The 25,422-nt window shown below is 57.1% G+C and carries 19 protein-coding genes and 2 pseudogenes; 15 read left to right on the forward strand and 6 right to left on the reverse strand.

Annotated elements, in window-relative coordinates; translation table 11 throughout:
- Positions 1 to 22: 22 nt before the first annotated feature.
- The 12 genes from LIS66_RS14390 (at position 23) to LIS66_RS14445 (ending at position 16,800) form a co-directional block, all read left to right on the forward strand.
- Positions 23 to 1,126, forward strand: coding sequence for an ABC transporter ATP-binding protein (locus LIS66_RS14390; protein WP_227972417.1), 1,104 nt, complete (start codon positions 23 to 25; stop codon positions 1,124 to 1,126).
- Positions 1,127 to 1,141: 15 nt separating this feature from the next.
- On the forward strand, positions 1,142 to 2,614 hold the full coding sequence (locus LIS66_RS14395) for a mannitol dehydrogenase family protein (RefSeq protein WP_227972418.1): 1,473 nt from the start codon (positions 1,142 to 1,144) through the stop codon (positions 2,612 to 2,614).
- 203 nt (positions 2,615 to 2,817) lie between these two features.
- Complete coding sequence (gene xylB / locus LIS66_RS14400) at positions 2,818 to 4,314, forward strand: xylulokinase (RefSeq protein WP_227972419.1); 1,497 nt, start codon at positions 2,818 to 2,820, stop codon at positions 4,312 to 4,314.
- Between the two features lie 13 nt (positions 4,315 to 4,327).
- Entirely contained in the window at positions 4,328 to 5,266 is a 939-nt protein-coding gene (locus tag LIS66_RS14405; protein ID WP_227972420.1) for a carbohydrate kinase family protein, read from the forward strand.
- A 44-nt stretch (positions 5,267 to 5,310) separates the two neighbouring features.
- The gene (locus LIS66_RS14410; protein WP_042606888.1) at positions 5,311 to 5,931 is read left to right on the forward strand and encodes a lipoprotein; all 621 of its coding nucleotides are present in this window, start codon (positions 5,311 to 5,313) and stop codon (positions 5,929 to 5,931) included.
- A gap of 288 nt (positions 5,932 to 6,219) precedes the next feature.
- Positions 6,220 to 8,268, forward strand: coding sequence for a type VI secretion system tip protein VgrG (locus tag LIS66_RS14415; protein WP_227972421.1), 2,049 nt, complete (start codon positions 6,220 to 6,222; stop codon positions 8,266 to 8,268).
- Positions 8,259 to 9,116: a DUF4123 domain-containing protein gene (locus LIS66_RS14420; RefSeq protein ID WP_227972422.1), complete on the forward strand. Its 858-nt coding sequence runs from the start codon at positions 8,259 to 8,261 to the stop codon at positions 9,114 to 9,116. The genes LIS66_RS14415 and LIS66_RS14420 overlap by 10 nt, the downstream gene beginning before the upstream one ends.
- A gap of 28 nt (positions 9,117 to 9,144) precedes the next feature.
- Positions 9,145 to 12,672, forward strand: a complete 3,528-nt coding sequence (locus tag LIS66_RS14425) for a LysM peptidoglycan-binding domain-containing protein (RefSeq protein WP_227972423.1) — start codon at positions 9,145 to 9,147, stop codon at positions 12,670 to 12,672.
- A gap of 15 nt (positions 12,673 to 12,687) precedes the next feature.
- Positions 12,688 to 13,686, forward strand: coding sequence for a tetratricopeptide repeat protein (locus LIS66_RS14430; RefSeq protein WP_227972424.1), 999 nt, complete (start codon positions 12,688 to 12,690; stop codon positions 13,684 to 13,686).
- 96 nt (positions 13,687 to 13,782) lie between these two features.
- Complete coding sequence (locus tag LIS66_RS14435) at positions 13,783 to 14,754, forward strand: tetratricopeptide repeat protein (protein WP_227972425.1); 972 nt, start codon at positions 13,783 to 13,785, stop codon at positions 14,752 to 14,754.
- A 1,288-nt stretch (positions 14,755 to 16,042) separates the two neighbouring features.
- The gene (locus LIS66_RS14440; protein ID WP_065616275.1) at positions 16,043 to 16,312 is read left to right on the forward strand and encodes a DUF2790 domain-containing protein; all 270 of its coding nucleotides are present in this window, start codon (positions 16,043 to 16,045) and stop codon (positions 16,310 to 16,312) included.
- Between the two features lie 89 nt (positions 16,313 to 16,401).
- Complete coding sequence (locus LIS66_RS14445) at positions 16,402 to 16,800, forward strand: hypothetical protein (protein ID WP_123419490.1); 399 nt, start codon at positions 16,402 to 16,404, stop codon at positions 16,798 to 16,800.
- Here LIS66_RS14445 and LIS66_RS14450 read toward each other — a convergent pair.
- Entirely contained in the window at positions 16,797 to 17,066 is a 270-nt protein-coding gene (locus tag LIS66_RS14450) for a DUF1652 domain-containing protein (protein WP_042606881.1), read from the reverse strand. The two genes, LIS66_RS14445 and LIS66_RS14450, sit on opposite strands and share 4 nt — an antisense overlap.
- Positions 17,067 to 17,434: 368 nt before the next feature.
- On the opposite strand from LIS66_RS14450, the gene eco reads away from it, so the two are divergent.
- Positions 17,435 to 17,920, forward strand: a complete 486-nt coding sequence (gene eco, locus LIS66_RS14455; protein WP_227972426.1) for a serine protease inhibitor ecotin — start codon at positions 17,435 to 17,437, stop codon at positions 17,918 to 17,920.
- Between the two features lie 37 nt (positions 17,921 to 17,957).
- Here the strand turns inward: eco and ilvA are convergent.
- A pseudogene (ilvA, locus tag LIS66_RS14460) lies at positions 17,958 to 18,947 on the reverse strand (threonine ammonia-lyase, biosynthetic); the annotation flags it as partial.
- A 249-nt stretch (positions 18,948 to 19,196) separates the two neighbouring features.
- Between ilvA and LIS66_RS14465 the strand changes: the two are divergent.
- The gene (locus LIS66_RS14465; RefSeq protein ID WP_042606879.1) at positions 19,197 to 19,535 is read left to right on the forward strand and encodes a DUF2834 domain-containing protein; all 339 of its coding nucleotides are present in this window, start codon (positions 19,197 to 19,199) and stop codon (positions 19,533 to 19,535) included.
- 98 nt (positions 19,536 to 19,633) lie between these two features.
- On the opposite strand, the pseudogene LIS66_RS14470 reads toward LIS66_RS14465, so the two are convergent.
- A pseudogene (locus LIS66_RS14470) lies at positions 19,634 to 20,428 on the reverse strand (class I SAM-dependent methyltransferase).
- 160 nt (positions 20,429 to 20,588) lie between these two features.
- On the opposite strand from LIS66_RS14470, the gene LIS66_RS14475 reads away from it, so the two are divergent.
- On the forward strand, positions 20,589 to 20,849 hold the full coding sequence (locus LIS66_RS14475) for a hypothetical protein (RefSeq protein ID WP_148050745.1): 261 nt from the start codon (positions 20,589 to 20,591) through the stop codon (positions 20,847 to 20,849).
- Positions 20,850 to 20,854: 5 nt separating this feature from the next.
- Here the strand turns inward: LIS66_RS14475 and LIS66_RS14480 are convergent, their stop codons facing one another.
- The 3 genes from LIS66_RS14480 to LIS66_RS14490 form a co-directional block, all read right to left on the reverse strand.
- Complete coding sequence (locus LIS66_RS14480) at positions 20,855 to 23,122, reverse strand: hypothetical protein (protein WP_227972427.1); 2,268 nt, start codon at positions 23,120 to 23,122, stop codon at positions 20,855 to 20,857.
- Positions 23,123 to 23,398: 276 nt separating this feature from the next.
- Complete coding sequence (locus LIS66_RS14485) at positions 23,399 to 24,700, reverse strand: ATP-binding protein (protein WP_042606876.1); 1,302 nt, start codon at positions 24,698 to 24,700, stop codon at positions 23,399 to 23,401.
- A gap of 4 nt (positions 24,701 to 24,704) precedes the next feature.
- On the reverse strand, positions 24,705 to 25,406 hold the full coding sequence (locus tag LIS66_RS14490; protein ID WP_016774890.1) for a response regulator transcription factor: 702 nt from the start codon (positions 25,404 to 25,406) through the stop codon (positions 24,705 to 24,707).
- Between the last annotated feature and the right edge of the window lie 16 nt (positions 25,407 to 25,422).

Genomic DNA, 25,422 nt, shown 5'->3' on the forward strand with positions numbered 1-25,422 from the left:
GAAAACCACGGAGGCCCATCTCATGGCCAACCTGAAAATCAAGAATCTGCAAAAAGGCTTCGAAGGCTTTTCCATCATCAAGGGCATCGACCTGGAAGTGAACGACAAGGAGTTCGTGGTCTTCGTCGGCCCGTCGGGCTGCGGCAAGTCCACCCTGCTGCGGCTGATCGCCGGCCTGGAAGAAGTCAGCGGCGGCACCATCGAACTCGACGGCCGCGACATCACCGAAGTCAGCCCGGCCAAGCGTGATCTGGCGATGGTGTTCCAGACCTACGCGCTGTATCCGCACATGACCGTGAAGAAGAACATGTCCTTCGCCCTCGATCTGGCCGGCGTGCCGAAAGCCGAGGTCGAGCGCAAGGTCGGCGAAGCGGCGCGCATTCTCGAACTCGGGCCGATGCTCGAGCGCAAACCCAAGCAGCTGTCCGGCGGCCAGCGCCAGCGCGTGGCGATCGGCCGTGCCATCGTGCGCAACCCGAAGATTTTCCTTTTCGATGAACCGCTGTCCAACCTCGACGCGGCGTTGCGCGTGCAGATGCGTCTGGAGCTGCTGCGCCTGCACAAAGACCTGCAAGCAACGATGATCTACGTGACCCACGATCAGGTCGAAGCGATGACCATGGCCGACAAGGTCGTGGTGCTCAACGGCGGCAGGATCGAACAGGTCGGCTCGCCGCTTGACCTCTATCACCACCCGGCCAACCTGTTCGTCGCCGGCTTTCTCGGCACGCCGAAAATGGGTTTCCTCAAAGGCAAGATCGCGCGCATCGACGGCGCCAGCTGCGAAGTTGCGCTGGACGCCGGCACGCGCATCACCCTGCCGTTCAATGCCGCCAACCTCAGCGTCGGCAGCGCGGTGACGCTGGGCATTCGCCCGGAACACCTGGAGCTGGCGCAACCCGGCGACTGCACGTTGCAGGTGACTGCCGACGTCAGCGAACGCCTCGGCAGCGACACCTTCTGCCACGTTACCACCAGCGCCGGCGAAGCCCTGACCATGCGCGTGCGCGGCGATCTGGCCAGCCGTTATGGCGAGCAATTGAGCCTGCGCCTGGACCCGACTCACTGCCATCTGTTCGACGCCGAGGGTGTGGCGCTGACCCGCCCACTGCGCGCTGCCGCCTGATTTCGAGACTATCCGATGAAACTCAACCAACAGAACCTCAATCGCCTCGCCGCCGAAGTGCAACTCCCCGGCTACGACCTCGGCGACACACGCCAGGGCATCGCCCATATTGGCGTCGGTGGCTTCCACCGCGCGCATCAGGCCTATTACACCGATGCCTTGATGAACACTGGCGAAGCGCTCGACTGGGCCATATGTGGCGTCGGCCTGCGCCCGGAAGATCGCCGCGCTCGCGATGATCTGCGCGAGCAGGATTATCTGTTCACTCTGTTCGAACTGGGCGACAGCGACGACACCGAAGTGCGCGTCATAGGCGCCATCCGCGACATGCTGCTCGCCGAAGATGGCGCACAGGCGCTAATCGACAAACTGGCCGAACCGCAGATCCGCATCGTCTCCCTGACCATCACCGAGGGCGGTTACTGTATCGACGACAGCAACGGCGAGTTCATGGCGCATCTGCCGCAGATTCAACACGACCTGGCCCATCCCGAAGCGCCGGGCACCGTGTTCGGTTTCCTCTGCGCCGCACTGGCCAAACGCCGAGCGGCGGGCGTTCCGGCGTTCACGGTGATGTCCTGCGATAACCTGCCGCACAACGGCGCGGTCGCCCGCAAGGCGCTGCTGGCCTTCGCCGCCCTGCGTGATCCGCAACTGCGCGAGTGGATCGAGCAGAACGTCAGTTTCCCCAACGCCATGGTCGACCGCATTACACCGATGACCAGCACCGCACATCGCCTGCAACTGGCCGACAAACACGCCGTTGACGATGCCTGGCCGGTGGTCTGCGAACCGTTTGTGCAGTGGGTGCTGGAGGACAAATTCGGCAACGGCCGCCCCGCATGGGAAAAGGTCGGGGTGCAGTTCACCGACGATGTGTCGCCGTACGAAGAGATGAAAATCAAACTGCTCAACGGCAGTCATCTGGCGCTGACGTATCTGGGCTTTCTCAAGGGTTATCGCTTCGTCCACGAGACCATGAACGACCCGCTGTTCGTGCGGTACATGCGCGCCTATATGGACCTGGATGTGACGCCGCAACTGGCGCCGGTGCCGGGCATCGATCTGAGCGAGTACAAGGACACGCTGGTGGCGCGGTTTTCCAATCAGGCGATTGCCGATCAGCTTGAGCGGGTGTGTTCGGATGGCTCGTCGAAGTTTCCCAAATTCACCGTGCCGACGATCAATCGGTTGATTGTGGATGGCAAAGAGACCAAACGCGCGGCACTGGTCGTCGCGGCGTGGGCCTCGTATTTGAAGGGCGTGGACGAGAACGGCGATACGTATTCGATTCCGGATCCGCGAGCGGCTTTCTGTCAGGGACTGGTGGCGGACGATGAGTTGATCAGCGAACGCCTGCTGGGCGTGGAAGAGATTTTCGGCACGGCGATCGCTAAATCGGCGGAGTTTGTTGCGGCGTTCGAATGGTGCTGCCAGAGTCTGCGCGAGGTTGGGGTTTCGCGGACTCTGGAACGGGTGCTCGGCTGAAAAGCCCCTCACCCTAGCCCTCTCCCGGGGGAGAGGGAACCGACCGCGGGGTTCTTCCGTTGTTCATCGACCTGAAATTCCGAGTCGAATACAAAGCTTGAAAAGCATGAAAATCTGCTCCCTTTCCCCCTCGCCCCCCTGGGGGAGAGGGCTGGGGTGAGGGGGTAGCTCTTGATCTTCAGCGCAATCTGACAGGCCCATACATGACAACAACAAAGCTCTTCCTGGGTATCGACTGCGGCACCCAAGGCACCAAAGCGATCATCCTCGATGCCGACAGCGGTCAGGTGCTCGGTCTGGGCGCGGCGCCCCATACGATGATCAGCGGCGCCAATGGCCGCCGCGAACAAGACGTCCAGCAGTGGCTCGACGCTTTCGTCAGTGCCACTCGCCAGGCCTTGCAGGCGGCCAATGTCGACGGTCAGGCGATTCTCGGCGTCGGCGTCTCCGGGCAGCAACACGGTCTGGTCCTGCTCGACGAGCAAGGCGCAGTGCTGCGCCCGGCCAAGCTCTGGTGCGATACCGAAACCACGCCGGAAAACGACCGCTTGCTCGCGCAACTGGGCGGCGAGCAAGGTTCGCTGGAACGCCTCGGCGTGGTCATTGCACCGGGTTACACGGTGTCGAAACTGCTCTGGACCAAAGAGCAGCATCCGGAAGTTTTCTCACGTATCGCGCGCATTCTGTTGCCCCACGACTACCTCAACTACTGGCTTACCGGCCGCGCCTGCAGCGAATACGGCGACGCTTCCGGCACCGGTTATTTCAACGTACGCACGCGTCAGTGGGATTTGCAGATCCTGCGCGACATCGACGCCAGCGGCCGTTTGCAAACCGCGCTGCCGGAGCTGATCGACGCGCACGCCGCCGTGGGCACCCTCCTGCCAGCGATTGCCGAGCAACTCGGCATCAACCCCAACGCCGTGGTCTCGAGCGGCGGTGGCGACAACATGATGGGCGCCATCGGCACCGGCAATATCCAGCCCGGCGCGATCACCATGAGCCTCGGTTCGTCCGGCACGGTCTACGCCTTCTCCGACGCGCCGAAGGTCAGCGCCGATGCCTCGGTGGCCACGTTCTGCTCGTCCAGTGGTGGCTGGCTGCCGCTGATCTGCACCATGAATCTGACCAACGCCACCGGCGCGATTCGTGAATTGTTCAAGCTCGATCTGCAGACCTTCAATGAATTGGTCGCGCAGTCGCCGATCGGCGCCGAAGGCGTGAGCATGCTGCCGTTTCTCAACGGCGAACGCGTCCCCGCCCTGCCCCACGCGACCGGCAGCCTGCACGGGCTGACCATGGACAATCTGACCCAGGCCAATCTGTGCCGCGCCGCCGTCGAAGGCACCACCTTCGGTTTGCGCTACGGGCTGGATTTGCTCCGTCAGAATGGTTTACAAAGCCTGCGCATCTGCCTGATCGGCGGCGGCTCGAAGAGCGCAGTGTGGCGGCAGATCGTCGCCGACATCATGAACGCCCCGGTGATCTGCACCGAACAAAGCGAAGCCGCCGCACTGGGCGCAGCGATTCAGGCAGCGTGGTGCGCGTTGCGTTTGAACGGTGACGATGTCTCCCTGGCCGCTCTGTGCGAACGCTGCGTGAAACTCGACGCGCGCAGTGAAACCCTGCCGATTGCCGCCAATGTCGCGGCGTTCCAGCAGGCCTACGAACGCTATCAACAGCATGTCGCAACCCTATAACGAGCAAACAACTATGTACCTGGTGTGTGGCGAAGCCCTGTTTGATTTCTTCAGCGAAAACGATGCCAGCGGTCTGGCCTCCAAAGTCAATTTCAAAGCGATTGCCGGCGGCTCGCCGTTCAACGTTGCCGTCGGTTTGCGGCGTTTGGGCGTGGACTCGGCGTTGTTCGGCGGCCTGTCCACTGACTACCTCGGCCGCCGACTGCAGCAAGTGCTGCAGGACGAAGGCGTGCGCCCGGACTATCTGGTGGATTTCGCCGCGCCGACCACGCTGGCAATGGTCGCCGTGGGCGCCAACGGTTCGCCGCATTACAGCTTCCGTGGCGAGGGTTGTGCCGACCGGCAGTTGAGCGAGGCGCATCTGCCGACACTCAGCGACGAGGTTTGCGGCCTGCACATTGGCTCGTTTTCGCTGGTGGTGCAGCCGATTGGCGACACGCTGCTGAGACTGGTTCAGCGCGAAAGCGGCAATCGCCTGATCAGCCTCGATCCCAATGTGCGCCTCAATCCCGAGCCGAACATCGATCTATGGCGCGAGCGCATCGCCACGCTGGTGCGGCTGGCCGATCTGATCAAAGTCAGCGACGAAGACCTGAGCCTGCTTTATCCCGAGCAGGATCCGCAGCAGGTGATTGAAGGCTGGCTCGAACATCGCTGCCAGATCGTCTTCCTGACGCGCGGCGGCGACGGCGCGACCGTGTTCAGTCGCGCCCACGGCTCATGGTCGGTGCCGGCCAACCCGGTAACGATTGCCGATACCGTCGGCGCCGGTGATACCTTCCAGGCAGCGCTGATCACTTGGCTGACCGAGCACTCGCTGGACTCGGTCGCAGGCGTGCAGCAGCTCAGTCGCGAGCAAATTGACGGCATGCTCAGGTTCGCCGTGCAAGCCGCCGCGCTGACGTGTAGCAAAACCGGTCCGGATCTGCCCTATCGTCATCAATTGAGCTGAGCGCGTAGACTGTCGGCCTTTTTGCGCACGACGGAAAACAGCTTTTGAATCGCAGGCACATCTTCGCCCTCCTGACCCTGGCCACCCTGCTGAGCGGTTGCGGCACCTCGCCGCCCCGCTCGCCGGAAGACATCTGCGCAATCTTCCGCGAGAAAAGCGACTGGTACGACGCCGCGCAAGTCACCCAGAAACGCTGGGGCGTGCCGATCCAGGTGCCCTTCGCGATCATGTACCAAGAGTCCGGCTATCGCTACGACGCCAAGACGCCTCGCAAATACCTGCTCTGGGTGATTCCTTGGGGCCGCGTCTCGACCGCGTCCGGCTACGCGCAAGCCAAGGACGAAGTCTGGGCCGACTACCAGAAAAGCACCGGTCGCAACTGGGCCGATCGCGAAGATTTCGACGACGCCATCGACTTCGTCGGCTGGTACATGGACAAGACCACCTCGATCAACGGTGTGTACAAATACGACGCCTACAACCAGTACCTGAACTACCACGAAGGCTGGGGCGGCTTTCGCAACAAGACCTACGCGAGTAAAGCGTGGCTACTGCCGACCGCACGCAAGGTGCAGAACCGCTCGGATCTGTACGCGCAGCAATATGCCGGGTGCAAGGAAGACCTCAATCGCGGGTTCTGGAGCCGGTTCTGGCATTGGTTGTAGGATGATCCGAACGCCTCATCGCGAGCAGGCTCACTCCTACAAGAGATCTTCGGTGGACGCGGTAATCATGCCCGCCACCCATCCAATGCAGGAGTGAGCCTGCTCGCGATGGCGCCCGATCAGACACTAAAAATCCATTCACTGCCCGGCTTCACTGGCCGAAACCGCCCTCCTAAGGGTTTTCCCTATGGCACTGAGGCCTCACGCCTACGCCATTTGCGCCTTGAATGAGGCCGTCTAATCCTGCAACATCCATCACCTGCTTATTCAACGGACGGAATTCAAGGCATGCTGGACGCCAACGCAACCCACATCACCCTCTCGATCGAAGACGCCAACGCCGACCTGCAAGTCCTCAGCTTCACCGGTCGCGAAGCCCTCAACGAACCGTTCCGTTTCGACCTCGAACTGGTCAGCGCCCGCCCCGATCTGAAGCTCGAAGAGCTGCTGCACAAGCGCGCCTGCCTGACGTTCGGCGCCACTGGCGAAGGCAAGATTCACGGCCAGGTCTATCGCATCGAGCAGGGCGACTCCGGCAAGACCCTGACCCGCTACAGCATCAGCCTGATGCCACAATTGGCCTATCTGCAGCACAACCATGATCAGCAGATCTTCCAGCAGCTGACGGTGCCGAAAATCATCGCTCAGGTGCTGGAAGATCGCGGCATTCTCTCTGACGCCTACAGCTTCCAGCTCGGCGCCGAGTATCCGGAACGCGAGTATTGCGTGCAATACGACGAGTCCGACCTGCATTTCATCCAGCGTCTGTGCGAAGAGGAAGGCATTCACTTCCACTTCCAGCACAGCAGCAGCGGCCACAAACTGGTGTTCGGCGACGACCAGACCGTATTCCGCAAACTGAAACCGGTCAGCTACCAGCAGGACTCCGGCATGGCGGCCGAGAAACCGGTGATCAAGCGCTTCAACCTGCGCCTGGAAACTCGCACTACCCGCGTCAGCCGCCGCGACTACGATTTCGAAAAACCCAAGTTGCTGCCGGAAGGCGCGGTCAAATCCGAATTCGCCCCGGATCTGGAAGACTACGATTACCCCGGCCGCTTCACGACTCGCGAGCGCGGCAAGTTCCTCTCGACCCGCGCCCTGGAGCGCCATCGCAGCGACTACAAACTCGCCGAAGGCAAAGGTGACGAACCGACCCTCACCAGCGGCCATTTCCTCACGCTCGCCGAACACCCGCGCGCCGAGTGGAACGACCTGTGGCTGCTGCTGGAAGTCTTCCACGAAGGCAAACAACCGCAAGTGCTCGGCGAAAACGTCACCAGCGACGTCACCGACAACAAAAGCGATTTCCACCAGGGCTACCGCAACAGCTTCCTCGCCACCCCGTGGGACGCACACTACCGCCCTGCCCTCGAACACCCGAAACCGAAAGTCCTCGGCAGCCAGACCGCCGTCGTCACCGGCCCGCCCGGTGAAGAAATCCACTGCGACCAGTACGGCCGCATCAAAGTGCAATTCCACTGGGACCGCGACGGCCAGTCCGACGACAAAACCACCTGCTGGATGCGCGTCGCCAGCGGCTGGGCAGGCAGCGCCTACGGCGGCCTCGCCATCCCGCGCATCGGCATGGAAGTGCTCGTCACCTTCCTCGAAGGCGACCCCGACCAGCCCCTCGTCACCGGCTGCCTGTACCACAAGGAAAACGTCGTCCCCTACGACCTGCCCGCCAACAAGACCCGCAGCACCTTCAAAACCCTGAGTTCACCGGGCGGCAAGGGCTACAACGAATTCCGCATCGAAGACAAGAAAGGCGCCGAACAGATCTACATCCACGCCCAGCGCGACTGGGACGAAAACATCGAACACGACCAGAAAATCCGCGTCGGCAACGAACGGCATGACACCGTTGAAGCTAATGTGTTGAGCGAATTCAAGGTTGAAGAGCACCGGATTACCCATCTGGACCGGATTAGCGAAATGCGCGCGGATGATCACCTGACGGTCGGTGTGACGCAGCATGTGCAGGTTGGGACTGGGCAGTTTGTGGAGGCCGGCAACGAAATCCATTACTACGCCGGCCAGCGAGTCGTGGTCGAAGGCGCCATGGAACTCACCGCCAAGGCAGGTGGCAGCTTCGTCAAGGTTGATGCGGGTGGGGTGACGATCAGCGGCGCTGAGGTGAAGGTTAATACCGGGGGTTCGCCTGGGGTGGGCACGCCTGCGGCGCCGTTGTTGCCGGGGCCGATGAAGGTTGTGGATGCGGATAAGGCGGGGAAAGCACCGCTCCCTGCCCGTCTTAATGAGTCAGGCATCACCCCGTTGTGCGGAAAACAGAGTAACGGCGCTTGTAGCCGTAAGGATTGCACATGCATGTAAAAGCGCTGAGCGCCCTCCTCGCCGAGCCTCGCTTTAATTTTTCAGACTTGCCCGCTACCAGCGAATCGATGTGTTTCATCATCGACCAAGGACTTCAGCCAGACGCTTTGGGTCGTCTTTATCAATTAGGCGAACCCGTTGTCGCCCAAGGTCTGTTTGTCGGGACAGACCTCGCCGAGATTCCTGACGAACCATTGTGGCTGGTGGCCCCAAAGGGCGGCAAAGTGGCAAAGGTCGCTGTCGACCTTTGTGAGGAACGCTTTTCGGGAATTGCAATCTCAAGCCGGGATCCTGAAAAAGCTCTGGCTCATGCACGCTGGCTGCTTAGAGCGAATGACGGCTCGGGTGGCCAAAGTCTGCTGAGCTTCCACAAGCCGAGTTTGTGGGCTGCGCTGGCCTACACCGCCGATAAAGCATTCGACCAGTTACTGGGCTGCTGGAATGCGGTCTACAGCCCGGCGCCGATTCATTTCGGTCAAGAGCGTGGGCGATGGCTGACCTGGAAGACCAGCGGCGAATCGACATGGTCAGGTGATGGAGCGGCGTTCAATCTGCCTGAGGCGGCCGCGAAAGTACAAGCGCGCCTGGGCTGGGTGTACTGGATTGATGAGGAATACGCAGCATTCAATAAGCCAGACGATGACCGCTTGAATGACATGGCGGACAACCTCGACATGCTGCTCCAGAACAACATTTATGACGGCGATCACCTGCTCAAGCTTGGCCATGTCGTGAACGGTCCGCTGTTCGAGACCCAGCCTGGGATCATGGCGATCCTGCAATCAAAGGACGAGTCGTTTATCAAAGTAGATCGGCTCCTGGAATCAGCCGCCGTCGCCCAAAATTAAGGCGACGCGACAACAGAACGGAATCACCATGGAAATTACAAATCACGCTGTGATGCCCGGCGAAACTCTGGGCAAGATCGCTACGCGCTACAACACTACTGTGGCGCAACTTCGCCAGATGAACCCCTTCATCACCAATCCGGACAATGTCAAAGTTGGGTGGAACCTAAGCGTTCCGAAAGCCGCACAATCGCCCAGTGCGCCTGCCTCTCAGGCACCCGCCGCAGTTCAACCGCCTGCGCAGGCGGCCCCTGAGGCCGCTACTCAGTGCTCTGCGGAGGATGTGGTTGAACTGGAGCCTGTCAAAGACACTCCAGATCAGAGCTCAAAAACATTCAAACCCCACGCGCCTCCCTGCTCGAAAAAGTTTGCCAGCGCGATATATGCTACCGAAGAACAAGAGTTCTGGCTGCTTCCTGAGCGCGCCGTGTCTTCCATCAAAGAATCGATGTTCGCATTGGAGAAGATGATCGCGCCGAACAAGCCTCGTGATGAACGCTTGAATGGGCTGCAGGAGTCTGGATTGCTTGAGTCCTTCCTTGAGCCAAAGTTGAGCAACTTCCTCACAGGCGTGCAGCGTACGCGTATGGAGGAGCTTGAAGCGTTAGGGGATGAAATCGATATTGACCCCGCTACGGCTAAGCAAAGACAAGATGAAGCCGGTCTGAAAAGCGTGGCGCCTGCTCCGGCCTCCTTTCCACAGGAGGACACTGCTCGATCCCGTATGGACCAGATGACAGCCGACAATGACGCTCGCGAGAGCGTTCGACAGCAGTATGTCGATTTTCACAACCGTCGGGCTGAGTTCAAGGCCCTTAAAAAAGACGCTATAGCGGCTGCAAAACTGGAGGGCTATACCTACGAAAGTGGGTCGTTGTATTCCAAGGAAGCAATCGAGGCCCGCATGCGTGTTCAGGCGTACCTTGAGGCACGCACCAAATTTCTGAACAGCAAAGACTTCAAGCCGGTATCGGCTGAAGAGGTAGCCAAGGCTTTGGCCGAGCAGAAAAAAAGTTATGACAATCTGTGCAGCGGAATGAATGATTGTACAGCCGACCTTGTTGGATACGCTTACACGCTTCACAAAAACGCCGACGCGCTTGATTACCATGCATACACAGAATCCATAATGAAAGCGTCAGATTATGGAATCGCGCTTCCTGAATTCGCCCTGATAAACGACGGACTTGCATCAGGCATCGAGCAATTCAAACTGTACCTCGATACAGAGAAAAAACAGTCAGAAGTTACCACGCGGCTTCAGGAGAAGTACAAACGCTGGATCGAGGCGACCGGCCAGAATGCGCAGGCACCCGCAGGCTTGGTGGATGCGGAGCGTGCAGAATGGGATCGGCTGCAGAAAATCAAGGATGACCTCCAGAGAACTGCCCAGAACAATGTCAACGCAGCAAAACCTGGCCGTTATTTGATTTGGGAACCGGAAGCATTCCAGCCCAAGCCAGTAGATCGTATGGTTAAACCGGGCTTTCCTCTGCGCGAAGTCAGTCTTTCGGATGCCAAGGGCACTCCCTTGGGGTGGTTCAGTATGTCGAACCTCAAAGACGCCAAAAATATAATGGCGGAGGACTTCAAAAAAGTCCCTGGTTCTGTAACAAAGGCATTTAAGAGTCCCCCCGCAAATGCCACTGAAGGATCTGATAAAAACAGTGAACTCAGTTCATTCCGCCAATGGCTGTTGGCTCAGGGCGCGGTTAAATTTAGCGATCAGGTCGGCGACTGCTTCGATAAAAAAGGCTGGTTTATCGCTAAGGATTTCTACGCCTATATCAAAAAACAGGGCTATGAAGTCGAGGATTTGGAGGATGATGCCGCGCTAACCAATTGGGGCGAGCATCTCCAGCAACTTGTTTTCAAAAACAGCGTTCGCGGCAAGGTCAGGCTTTTCGACAATAGTCCACAAGCCCAATTCGTCCGCTGCCTGACACCTCCTCAACCAAGCATTCACGGGGATGTCAAACTCGAAGGCCCGAAAATCTCCGCTGCCGAAGGCTGGCAGGTTTCGGCGGCAGTGGGGTTAAGTCTGGACTTGGCCAGGGGCGAAGTGCAGTTGATGAAAGTGGATATGCCCTCCCAGGCAAGCGCACCAGAAATCACGCTCGACTACTTGTTGGACGGTAACCCCCAAAAAATGAATTTTGGGCGATTCTCCTTCCACTTTGGCGTGAAGGCGTGGGGCTATGCTGGAGCCTCGCTGCTACTTGCTGGCAGCGTCGAACTGAGCCCCATCTTCGGTAACGTCAAATACGGTGCCTCACTTAGCCCTGTCAAACGCGCGCAGCGTGAAGATGCCTCGGCCAAGCAAGAACGCTCCGATCATGACGCAGCCAATAAAGCGAAAGCCGACACCGGCGACGATAGCCCTACTCCCGATCTTCAACTTCAATCAAAGGCTCCCACCGCTGCGGGTACCCTGAGCACTGGCCAAATGTCGACCGGTCGCCTCGCCAATGTTCAAATCGAAAATGGCGCCAAGGCAAGCTTCAACGTCTTCGGTGGTTTGCAAGCTGCTATTGAGCTCACTGGGGCACTGAACTGGGCGCCGCCGAAAGAACTCGTCGCATTACGCACGGCCCCATCAATGGGAATGGACAGCGCAAAAGATGCAAAAACCGCTAACCCATGGCTGACACTCGCGAAATTGAGCGGGTCCGTAGGCGTTGCATTAGGCGCCGGATTCCAAGGGAACGCTCAGGTCTCCCTGGATAAAGGGCGGTTCATTCTTAATCTGAAGGCAACGGTAGTGCTTGGCCCGGGCGCTAACGGTAGTTTTAAATTTGAAGTAGGTTATGAGGCGGTGGTTGACCTGATTAACCTGTATCGCAAAGAGCTGCATAAAACCAAAGGCCGTAAAGTTGAGTGGATGGATCCTGAAGCGAGTGAGTATGCTTCAGCGCTTAACGCTTTGGGCGCTGCTGGATTGAATGTGGCAATGGCGTACATGATGCGTTGGGATGTTGTGATGGGTCTTTATGAGGCTTTGACTCGTAGCGGTAAAGGCGGTCCTATAGCTCATGCGATTGTGGAATACGGTAACCAGAATGAACTAGAGGATTGGTTTGTAAACGCAATCCCTAGCGCACTAGGTCCTCTGCTTAGGACGCTAATCAGTCCCCCTGAACTCTTCTCTATCAACAGTGAAGGTGCTAAACGGACATATTCACAATCGGAGGCTCATGCACTCCAGCAGAAGGCGATTGAACAGATTCTAGGTTGGATCGTAAAAAACGCACAAAAAAACAACAGTATTGACAAAGCACAAAACCAATTTGAACTGGCGTGTATGTCGATGAATGAGTTCGGTATCAAATCTACCAACTCTGAACAGGATTACTGTAAGAATAGATTTGCTCTAGATAGCTTTATGGCAGAAGGCGCTCAGAACTTGCTGGACAAACAAAGCAACAGCGCGCGGAGCCGCTACAAAAACCATGTAAAACTGCTTGGCGCAAACCTTTCAGATTATTGCCAAAAAAACTTTATCCCCCTCCCAAATTACTCCAGCAGCGGCGCAACACCGCTTTTAAAAAATTACTAATGGTACAGCAAAAAAATGACTATCCTCCAGGCATTTCGCGCCCTGCTTATCCTGACCTTCATTTGCTCTCCGACTTTGGTTGCGGAAACGCATGCCTCCATGTTGCAAAATCAGGTAGGCACAAAACAAACTCGTGGAATTGTTCTTTACAACCAACTAAAAATCGACCATGCCATTCCGCAATTAAAGAAAGAAGCCGAAGCCGGAGATGTAGATTCACAATATTACTTAGGTGAAGCTCTTCGAAAGCGCAATCGATATATGACGCCCGAAGCGCACTTCTGGTATGAAACAGCCGCTAACAATGGATCCATATACGCAATGATTCAATTAGGTCGTCAAAATGATGATCTTTGTAAAAAAATGGATAATTGCCCCGCCAGCAAGAGATCAAGCTCCGAATGGTTGAATCAAGCAAAACATCAAGCGATGAAGGACGTAGGGACGGGCAACCCTGAGTCCCTATACTTAATGTATGAAATAACTTTTGATCGTACTTGGTTAGAAAAATCTGCAGACGCAGGTTATGCGCTCGCTCAATATTGGATGGCCGTCGGTGATCGACAAGGTGAGGGTTTTTTTCTAGTACCTGGAAAACGTGATGAGGCCATTAGTAACTGGTTGAAAGCTGCCTCTGAAGGAGGCAATCCCAAAGCAATGATGGACTACATTGAGATTCTCTATAAAAAGGGCGATCTTGAGGGTGTCCGCCATTGGCTTCAGGCAGCAGCTGAAACGGGGGATCAAAAGGCAATTAGCAGTTATGGCTCTTTTATCGCACATGCGCCTGACCAAGTTGGCTACCCACTGGACCTTGTTAAAGGTTATGCACTGATTAGCCTGCTGAAAGAGCTGGATGGTGGGGGCGCTATTCAAGACTTCGTCCACGACACACTTGAAGAAATTGCAAGCAAAATGACAGTTGAACAAATAGAAAGCTCAAGAGCGGTCGCTGAACAATGGAAAACCAATCACCCACCGCTGTCTTTCTTCCCCGACAAGCTGAGTAATTGAGTATATTTTTAGGTGGTCCGCACCCGAAATTTCATCGCGATGAATTATCGCCCTTGCCCACGATGAGAGACTCCCCATGACTAGGCAAAGACTTCAATGAAGCTGCTGGCCACTGCGTTAACATTTTTAAGCCTAGTATCAGCCCAGTCAAATGCGCTTACGAACGAACAATCTCAGGCAAAGATCAAGGGCATTGAACTATACAATCAACACAAAGCCATCTCCGCAATTGAACCATTACAAATAGCAGCCGAAGGCTGTGATGATGAAGCACTTTATTATCTCGGTGAAGCGCTAAGAAAAAACAACCGTCACATGACTCCGGAGGCTAAAAAAGCATACGAAAGCTCCGCAAAAAAGGGGAACATCTACGCCATGATTCGCCTTGGAAGGATTGGAGAAGATTTGTGTACGACCATGAATAACTGTCCTCCAGGTGAAAACTCTGCCAGTAGCTGGGTAGTTAAAGCTAAGAGCCTTGCAGTTGAGCGAGCAAAGCAGGGAGATAGCGAGTCGATGTACCTGCTGTATGAAATGACGGGCAACGAGGAATGGCTGGAGAAATCCGCAGAGAACGGCTTCGCATTTGCTCAGTTCCGTCTGGCGACGACGTACCAAGAAGGGAATGGTTCATTCTTACTACCCTCAAGGCGCAACCAAGCTATCGAACGATGGATGAAGGCGTCTGCTGAAAATGGTTACCCACTCGCAATGATGGGGTTAGCCGCAATCATGATCGAAAAAAATGATTTAGCCTCGTTCAGATTCTGGAACGAAAAAGCAGCTGACTCAAGCTATGTAGAAGGCGTATTTGGATATGCTTCTTACATAGGTGAAGAAAACTCCAAGTACGGTTTCGGATTCGACCCAATAAAGTCATATGCTTTACTTTCAAATCTGCTGGAGCTTAATGGCGGAGGCAACGTAATACGAGATGTCAACGACATATTGCCTGACATAGAAAAAAGCCTGTCAAAAGAGCAACTAGAAAAAGCAAAAGAACTCACAAAAACGTGGAAGGCCACCCACCCGCCGCTCTCGTTTTTCCCTGATAAATTAGGTTATTAAGGGTAATGCATTTTTTACAGCGACTTTAGCGACGCTGATAAACAATTTGATCTAGGCGTCCTTTTTCACCTAACTTATCGGCGTGCCTTATGAAGCATCAAAAGTGTAATTTCCAGCTTGTATTTGCGAAAAATCCAGCATTGCTCCTGGCGCTTTCCTTAATTGGCGGATGCAACAATCTAAATAGTGCGACAGGCTATTATGGAGCCGACTCTTTCACCCTGATAGCGACTATACCCGCCAACTTTTGGCTCACATCAAAATCACAATACTCGCCACAAACTGGACAGGACTGCAGAACATACTCAGCGGGCTTGGGTGGATATGTAACAAGACAGCATCAAAAAACAGATGAAATCGGTGTAAAAAATGTAGAGCAAACCGCCCGGTTCGATATCCCGCTCAGCTATCGCATATCCGGATGCAAAATGGAGTTGACGCGAGTAGACGTTGCCATTGACGGGCGCTATGGGGCATCTTCACTGGACATCGGAGGGGATGTCGGAGGAATATCTGTGGCCGGAGACTCCTCTCATGTTAACTCGGCGCAACCTTGGAGTGAAAACCCTGAGTTTAGAGGCCTATGCACTTGGTTTTTTCAACTTAGCATCGCAAGGATTGAAAAAGACGGAATATCCAAAACTCTCTCTTGCAGCGCAGCGAATACAAATTGGAGCGTACCCAATGACTACTTTGAGCGCAGCAAACCGGGAGGCGCTCTGCAACGATCAAGCCTTAACGGTAAAAGCGTAAGATTCACTTTCCATCTATCAGAAGACGAGGAACCCGCTATGCTCAACCGTTGGATCAAAACTAACGGAGGGTGGAGGCCTTGCCACGGCAGCACATCATCAAATCGATGCCAGACACCTCCAACCTTTAGGACATTCAAGATGAACGGCCGCGAGTGCACGGTATATCCTAACTGCAAAGAATAAGAACGTTCTTCCCTGCTTATGTGATATCTGCGAAAAACGAGACATTGATCAGGGCCTCCGCTGACAATGCCTATCCTCACGCTGCGATGGAGGTTGCAACTATGATGATAAGCAATAGTAAATTGCCAGCTTTAAAGCTGGTATGAAAAGCAGGCGTCTTAAATCAGGAAGAACGAGTAGTTACAATGGTGAATAACTCAGCCCACATTCACCTCGGTTAACTCAGCCTTAACACTTACGTCAGAAACTCCATATCACCGCACACCCTCAGCCCTCCCCCGCTGACGCCCAGTGCGGCAGGCTCGTCCAGCTTCGTGCCGGGCGCCTATCCGTTACGCTGGAGTCCTCTCATGAACATGCGTCCCTTCCTGCTCACCGCCACCCTCGCCTGTGCCGCTTTCTCCGGGCTGGCCCAAGCAACTGGCATTTCTGCCACCTCCGACGCCTTGCCCTACCAATACGGCATGCCACTCCACGTGGCGAAGGTGCTTACGTTGACCGAGGCGCCGACCCTCAAGTGCAAAATCATCACCGCCGACATGAAATACATCGACAGCACCGGCAAGCCCGCACAAATCAGTTACAGGAAATTATCTGACGCGTGCAGTCAGCAGAACTGACAGACGATTCTGATTTTCCGCTTGGCCATAGGCGTGCGGTGGTTTCGGCGGGTATGCTCGAGGCCTCCCTACTGCCGCAAGGACTGGCCATGCAGTTGTCGTTTCGCACGCTGTCGAGCTTCACTTCCATCCTGTGTTTTCTGCTGGCGCTGGTCTGGGGGTTTTTTCCGGAGGTGTTGCTGGCGATCTGGAGCATCGGATATTCGGAGGGCACCGGCGTAGTCGCTCGGCGCAGCGCGGTGCTGTTTGCGGCGTTGGGGGTGATGTTTTATTTGCTGCGTAATGCTCCGCCGTCAGCGGCACGCAGTGCACTGAGCAATGGTTTTATCGTCGGCTGTTTCGGTTTGTCGGCGCTGGGTTTTGGCGAATGGCTCAACGGCCATGCCGGCCCCGGGATTTTGCTCGCGGTGCTGGTCGAGTTCGCGCTGGGCCTTGGTTTTGTGCAGGCCCGGCGCGTGACGGTCGAACTGGGTGAAACGGTGGGTTAAACGGCTCGAGAACGAGCGCTGGTTTGATGTGTCGCGGTTTGCTGTGCGAGATCGGAACGCAGGCCTGCAACCAGGTTGTTGATTTCACGGCAGCTGTTCAGGCGGCTGGCGTCGATTCCGCTGACGTAGAGATCGGCTTGGTCAGTCCGATGGTCGCCAAATACTTTGACGGACATCGACAAATCGGGTGACAGCGTGCACTGGCAGCGTTTCGGCAGGAAGCTGCTTTCAATGATATTGCGTAATTCCAAGGCAGATAAAAACATGGCGAACCCTCTCCTTTCTGTGCGATTGCCAATCAAGTATTCACGCTGACCCTTTGCTGCGCCTTCACGGGTGTGCCCCCGCTGTTTCCATGGTGCGGCAAGTGGTGGTACTGCGAAATGCCCATTGGAGTGTAGGCGCCCAAATCCGGTGCGCCGCACTTGAATAACGCATAAAACGTGCCTTTGGTCGGCTCGTTTTCCCTCTAGCGAAATCAAGCACTTGGAAGCGTCGCCAGCATTTTGCTATTTGCAAAATGCATGAATCGACCACCCATCCCCTGCAATATGCAATCCCGAGTGAATTTGCTTTCGAAGACCATGGCGGCAAGAATGTCTTCCGTTCCAATTCAACCCGCACGGAGGCTTCCATGAATTCCTTACGCATTTGCGCGACCGCTGGTTTGCTCATAGCCAGCCTGTCCACGCTTGCCCATGCCGCCAAGCTCGAAGACGTCGCGCCTTATCCCAAAGCCGAAGCCGGGTTCACCCGACAGGTCATCCATCTGCCCAAGCAAGAGCAGGAAGAGAATTTTCAGGTTGAAATTCTCGCCGGCAAAACCCTCGAAGTGGACTGCAACCGCCAGCGTCTGGGCGGTGTGCTCGATGAAAAGAATCTGCAAGGCTGGGGCTATCCGTTCTACCGTCTGGAAAAAGTCATTGGCCCGATGAGCACGCTGATGGCCTGCCCGCCCGGCAGCCAGAAAAAGCGCGCTTTCGTTCCGGTGGTCGGTGACGGCTTCATGTTGCGCTACAACAGCAAGTTGCCAGTCGTGGTGTACGCGCCTTCGGACGTCGAAGTGCGTTATCGCATCTGGTCCGCGTCGGACAAAGTCGGCACCGCTCTGCAGGAATAACCGCTGGGCACTATCACGCCGGCACGCTGCAAGCAGCGGCGCGCTCGGCGACATGGCGCAGGCTGTCGAAGTTGATATTGGCCCCTGAATCGATGGCGACGAAGGTCTGGCCACTGGCGCCACTGCGCGCCACGTACTGCTTGATCCCCGCAACAGCCAGGGCGCCGGATGGCTCGGTGATCGAGCGAGTGTCGTCGTAAATGTTCTTGATCGCCGCGCAGAGCTCGTCATTGCTGACCGTGATTACCTCATCTACACAAAAACGGCAGATCTCGAAGCCATATGCACCGATCTGCGCCACCGCCACGCCATCGGCGAAGGTGCCGACGCTCGACAGAACCACCCGCTCGTCCGCGCTCATAGCCGCTTGCAGGCACGCCGAATGTTCTGATTCGACGCCGATGATCCGCACTTCCGGGCGCAGGTATTTGACGTACGCCGCGATGCCGGCGACCAAGCCTCCGCCGCCGACCGGGACAAAAATCGCATCCAGCGCGCCTTGATGCTGACGGAGGATTTCCATTGCCACGGTGCCCTGTCCGGCGATCACATCTGGGTCATCGAAGGGTGAAACAAAGGTGCATCCGGTCTGTTCGGCCAATTGCAGCGCATGAGCCAATGCAAAGGGGAAACTCTCGCCGCGCAGCAATGCGTCGGCACCGCGACTGCGCACGCCGAGTACTTTGAGCTCAGGAGTGGTAGACGGCATGACGATCGTCGCAGCGATGCCCAACTCCCGCGCCGCCAGCGCTACACCTTGCGCATGATTGCCCGCCGATGCAGTGATCACACCTCGCGCTTTCTGCTCATCGCTCAGTTGCACGAGTTTGTTGTACGCACCACGGATCTTGAAAGAAAACGTCGGTTGCAGATCTTCGCGCTTGAGCAGGACCCGATTGCCCAGCGCTTCCGACAACGCCGGAGCTGGCTGCAACGGCGTGCGCACCGCAATGTCGTACACCGGCGCGGCGAGGATCTTTTTCACGTAGTGCTCAAGCAGGGCTTGCTGGTCGGTGCTGTGTGGCATGGTCGTCTCCTGACATTTTGCAGAACCCCGGAGACAGAAAGTAAAAACCCGCCTCTAGGGCGGGTTGGGTGCTGCAGTCGTGAGCTAGCCCGCCAAATGAGGAATGGCGGTAATAATCATTGGCTGGCAGCGCGATACGGTGAAAGTCATGGGCTGGAAATTAGCCTGCGCGGTGCTGGCAAGTCAATGGCCAATTCCTGGCGGCGGCGTTAGTCTGGCGACTCTCTCATCACACCAAGGAAGGATTGCATGATGTCTATCGCCCTGCCCCTCACGGCTTTGCTCGCTTTTACCGGTTACACCGTTTCAGTGATGCTCAAGGCCGAACAGTCGTTGATCGACTTCGGCATCAGCCTGATGTCGCGGCCCGATACCGCGCAGGTGGTGATTGATCTGTACCTGCTGGCGACACTGGCGGGCATCTGGATGGTCAAGGACGCGCGGTCGCGTGGGCAGTCGGTTTGGTCGGTACTGCCGTATTTGTTGCTGACCGCGGTTTTCGTGTCGATCGGGCCGTTGTTGTATCTGGTGGTGCGTGGGGTTCGCGAGCGGCGCAAGGCAGTGGAAAAGTGCAGCCAGATACTATGAACACCTGAAAACCCTGTAGGAGTGAGCCTGCTCGCGATGGCGGAGTGTCAGCCAAAGATGAGGTGACTGACGCTCCGTTATCGCGAACAGGCTCACTCCTACAATGGAATGTCATGGGATTCAGCCTTTTTTACGGCGACGAACGCGGCGGTTTCATAAGGCACTGTCACCGTGTCCCTGCCGCGCAATTCTGGCTATGCGGCAATCAACGCGCGAATCTGCTCTTCGACCTGCGCCCGCTGCGCCTCCGGCAGCGCGGCGATGAAACTGGTGGAACGCACGCGGTTGAAGATCACGTCTTCCGGCGAGCCGGTATGACCATGGTGAAACCGCTCAACCTGCAGAGCTTCGAACGCCGGGTGCGGAAACGCTGTGCGCCAGGCGCCGGTGTAATAGCGCGGCGTGTCACCTTCCAACGCGTTGACGATGGCGTCCAGTTTCGGCACCCAACTGACTTGGCTGTCGCGCAGGTTCCAGATCAGCCCCAACTTGCCACCGGGCTTGAGCACCCGGGCGATTTCGCTCAGCGCCTCGGCGCTGGCAAACCAGTGAAACGCTTGCGCACAGATCACCACATCCACTGAGGCGTCGGGCAACGGCAGGTCGGTTGCGGTGCCGCTCACCGCCAAGACCTGGGGCCATGCGTCAGACAGTTTTTCCAGCATCTGTGCCACCGGTTCGACGGCGATGACTTGCGCGCCGGTCGCCAGCAGCCGGCCAGTGAACTTGCCGGTTCCGGCACCCAGATCAATCACGGTTTTATGCCCATCCAGGCCCAGCGTCGCGGTCAACCATTGACTGACCTGCGGCGGATAGTCCGGCCGCCCTTTGACGTAGGTGTCGGCAGCGCTTTTGTAGCCGGCAGCGGCTGAGTGATGGACCTGATCGTTCATGACAATGCTCCTTCAGGCAAAACATCGGATCAACGGCAGACGCTTCCGAGCATAGCGCTTGAATTTACGCTGAACTTGAACAGTCACTGATAAAGCAATGAATAAAAATTCACCCTGTGGGTGTTCAAAGTGAAATACAACCTTCTGTGGAGCCTTGCCCATGACTATCCGTCCCGTTATGTTCGCCGCCCCGTTGCTGCTGGTCGCGGCGATGTCCAGCCAATTGGTCGTGGCCAGTGGTGGCGAAAAAGACCCCGTCCAGAAACCCGAATGCCCGAAAGGCCAGGTCTGGGACAGCAAAACGCAGAAATGCGTGCTGCAAACCAGCAGCCTGCTGCCGGACGCCGACCGTACTATTTATGCCTATCGCCTAGCAGATGGTAACGCTGTTGAAATCGCGGTTCATCGGTTAGTGCCCTGAGGGAATCAGGCATCCACTTTGAAAGTATCGAGGGAAAACCAGTCCGGCGTCGGCATGTGGAACTCCAGGCGTGCGATCCCCGGTGCATCAAAGGCAACATTGACCGGTTTGCCGTACGACATGCCTAACGTCCGACGTCCCAGGAGCGTCCCGTTGCTGGCGAAGTAAGCCACGGTGCTGTCCTCATAGTTCACGCTTAAATGAAAGAAGCTGATTCGCGAGCAGGTATTTTTCAGCTCTATTTCTACGACTTGCGCAGCCTGGCCAAACGCGTCGCGACCGATGCTCAGTACCTGACCTTCGATTTGGCCGGGAAAGGATTCGCCGATGTCGGAACGTGGCATGATCGCGCATTCGCCGTCACCGGATTTGAACGTGATCTGCATAGTGGGCGTTTCCATGATTGCGCCCTGTCGTGCCGTCTGATTCGGTACCCCGGTGAAATCTTCCATTAGTGTCGCTGGAGAATTCAGCACGGTAAATGTCGGCGCGTTGAACACCACTGCCGTGGTTTCATCATCGAGCCCGTCATAGGCAACTTTCAATTCCATGCGCAGGGGCGTACCTGGCTTGAGCTTCAGAAGTTCGCTGCGAGGCAGCGCATTATCCAGCCCGCTGTCTTTCTCCGGCGCTGTCACTGGAGCAGCCTTGGCGATGACAATCGGGTGATCGTTACCGTTGATACCGGTGCCGTACAAGCGGAACCAACGCAACTGCCCCACCGCCATCGATGGCCACACCGCACATTGCGCCTGCGCACCACCGCTAAAATCAGCCAGATCAAGTATCCCGTTGCGGGCCTGAGGAATATCGGGTGTCGGCAGCCGTCGATCCCGATCCTCGATCCGCTTGAGCACCACGTCACGGTGCATGGAGGGTTGAGGAGCCGCACCACGCAGCAGCTCCCATGACAGCTGGATTGTCTTGCCATGACTGGCCGCCAGCACTGGAGACTCGATCAGAAAGTTGGCCCGGTGATTCTTGTTGAATGCGGTTGGAGCAAAGACCGGCGAGACGGGCCCGGCTGCGCCCTGGATCAACAATTGCGCTTCGTCACCCGGTTGATCCTCCAGATACTCGACTCGGGCTGTCACGCCGTTGGGCACATCCAGAGGGTCGATCAGGTAACCGGAGCCGACCAATGCAGGTGGCGGAAGTGTCACAGCGGGTTCGCCAGTGATGCTGGCTTTCAGGGCGTAGGACCGATCGAGTTCGGCCCCTTGGCTGACGCGCCTATAGGCAAACACTGCATGGCCCTTCGCGGCGGCGGCAAACGCAGCGTAAGGTATAGGGATCGAGTAGGAAAACGGCGCATTCTTCACTTTTTCGCTCAGCGTCAAATGGTCCAGTAACACTCCGTCCTCAGCGTAGAAGCGCCCCGTCAAACGGATTTCATCGTCTCTGAGCCAACTGCGCGATACATAGACTTGTGCAATCGCTGGTCCACCAGCCAGCCTGTTCAGGTCGATGATACTGACGTCATCATCAGGATCATCGGGCTTCTCGCTGAGGATCGGCGGGTCATACCAATTGCCCTTCCGATTGACATAGAGGTACTGGCTGGCCGAGGCAGGACTGTTGACATCCGGACTGTTGCCCACGCGATCAAGTACCGTGAAACGCACTTCGAAGCGCGGACTGTCACCCGCCTCGTCGAAGGTTGCCTCATCGATGATCATCTGGATGGGCTGCTGTCGATCCGCCTCTTCCTCACTGACCGGGTGGCGCAAGGTTTTACCATTGCAATACAACACGATGGTGTCGAACGCTCTCATCAGCGGGTACGCCACCCTGGCGCTTACACCTACAAGCGCGCGCTCAGCGTCGATACCTTCATCCACTGCATCCTGATCCACTTCAAGCACCAATTCGGAATGGCCTGCCTCCTCAGGAAAACGGTCCACGTTACCCGGACGCTTGTCGTGATAAATGACCGTCAAAGGCGCCGAAGTTTCGAGCTCCATGCCTCCTCGCTCCAACCCGTACTCGAGAACGTTCAGCGGACTCTTCCATTTATCCGCAGCCACATAAACGATTACCTGTTGAGTCGTCTCGCCGATGGCGATGGTTTTGTCAGCAACCCTCTCTCCGTTCAAACGCACGACATAGGTGTCATCGTCCTGCGCGGTAGTGGCGGGTTCGATGAACACCTTCACCCCCTCGGGATACAGATAAGTGAGTGCCAGAGGCAGTCCGGCGTCTGCATTCTCCGGTCCGAGGACTGGCTGACTCATGCCAGGGATTCGTGGTTTTTCGAGGGTTTTGACGTTCATGGTGGTCATCCTTTTCCAATCGGGATCCGATGCGATGGGTGGCGAAGAGGCATGTCCTGCGCATGAGACACCCATCGGCTGCGGTTGCCTACTGTCAAACCTGACAGGTACCCCCCATGAAACCGGTGCAAAACGTTTCCATTGGTCGGAAAACACAATCCCACTGTGAAGCGAGCCTGCTCGCGATGACGGTATATCAGCTGAATATGCGCTGACTGACCCAACGCCTTCGCGAGCAAGCCAGTTCCCCCGGGTCACTACTCAGAGACATGAATCTCAGGCGTTAGTGGGCAACCACAACCGGAACCGTGCGCCGCCCAACGGCGAGGGCTCCACGGTCAACACGCCCCCCTGCGCTTCCAGTGCCCGGCGGCTGATCGCCAGGCCCAGACCAAACCCACCGGTGGCGCGATCACGGCTGCGGTCGAGTCGATAGAACGGCTCGAATATCCGCTCTCGCTCGTCGTCGGGAATCCCGATGCCGTCGTCATCGACCCAGATCTCGCAGCCCTCGGCATTCACCTGCACGCCAATCTGGATGCGCTTCCCGCAATAGCGCATGGCGTTGCGCAGCAGGTTCTGGATCGCCCGCGCGGTCAGGCGTGGGTCCAGCGCGAAGCGTTCGAGCTGACCGTGCAGCAGAACATCGATAACGATTTCCGGTGATTCCAGCTCCTCGTCGACGCTGCCGAGAATGCTGTCGATGAACTCGTCCAGCGACACCTCGATACGCTCGGGCGATTGCGCGGGGTTCTGCAAGCGGCTGTAGGAAAGCAATTCCAGCACCAGTTCATCCAGCTCACGAATATGCGCAACCAGGCTCTGCAAGCGCTCGCGGCTGGCGGCCGGCAAGTCTTCGGAGAGCGCCAGCGCCAGGCCGAAATCCAGACGCGTCAGCGGCGTACGCAGTTCGTGGGAAACAGCGTTGAGCAGGTCGCGTTGCTGGTTGAGCAGGTTTTCGATATCACCGGCCATGGTGTCGAACACGTTGGCGAGACTGCCGATGTTCGAACTGGGCGCGATTTTGGTCCGTTCGCTCAAATGGCCTTTGCCGAAGCGCTCAGCGGTGCCTTTCAAGCGTTCCAGATCGCGCCAGTGCGGGCGCAGCCAAAGCAGCAGGCAGCCGAGCAACATCGCGCCGATCAGCACGTTGATGCTCCAGTACAACAGGTCAACGTCGACCGGATCCGGCGGCACGACCATGCGCACGGCCATGTCCGCATTCAGCGGAGTGACCGCCAGCGTCCGCCAGCCCCAGTCGCCGATACGCACAACGTTTTCACCACGGTGTAATCGTTCCTGCTCAATGGGCGTGAATACCGGGTCGTCGATTGGCGTCAGGACGATGTGCAAAGGCTGGAATTCCTTGTCCATCGACGCAGCAATCGCCGGCCACTGTTCTTGCGGCGCGGCATGAAACTGACGGGTGATCAGCGATTGCAGGCCTCGGGAGAACTCCAGGTTGTAGGTGACGAAGCGATCCCGAAAGACCATCACCACCAGATCCGGCACCAGATAGATCGCCGCGCTATAGGAGACGATCGTCACCAGATACAGGCGAAACAGGATGCGAAACATCAGTTCAGCATTCCCATTCCGAGCGGCTGAACAGATAGCCCTTGCCCCACACGGTCTTGATCTTGCGCGCCTCGCCGGCGTGATCATCGAATTTGCGCCGCAGCTTGGAAATTGCCACGTCCACCGAGCGGTCGGTGCCGTTGAATTCGATACCGCGCAGTCGCTGCAGAATCTGATCGCGACTCAGCACTTCGCCGGCGTGCCGCGCCAGCACCACCAGCAAATTGTATTCGCCGCTGGACAGTTCGACCGCTTGATCGCGCCAGGTCACGGTGCGTTCGGACAGGTCAATGCACAGATTGCCCATGACGATCCGGTCATTGACCGCCAGCGGTTCGCCGAGGCTGCTGCGTCGCAACAACGTGCGCACCCGCGCCAGCAGCACCCGGGGCTCGCAGGGTTTGGTCACGTAGTCGTCAGCGCCCATTTCCAGGCCCAGCACCTGATCATGACTGTCGTCGCGGGCCGTGAGCATGAGGATTGGCAGCGTCGCCGAATCGGCGCGCAGCAAACGGCAGACTTGCAGACCGTCGAGGCCCGGCAGCATGAGGTCGAGGATCACCAGATCCGGCGGACTGATCCGCGCCCGCTCGCGCACATGGTCGCCACGGCCAATGACGCTGACGGAATAACCGTTGCGTTCCAGGTAGCTGGAAATCAGTTCGGCGAGGGCGGTGTCGTCTTCGACCAGGAGGATGTTGGGCATGGGTGTTCCAGAAAAT

This window comes from Pseudomonas sp. HN2 (assembly GCF_020736465.1).
In the GTDB taxonomy this organism is placed as follows: Bacteria; Pseudomonadota; Gammaproteobacteria; order Pseudomonadales; family Pseudomonadaceae; genus Aquipseudomonas; species Aquipseudomonas moraviensis_A.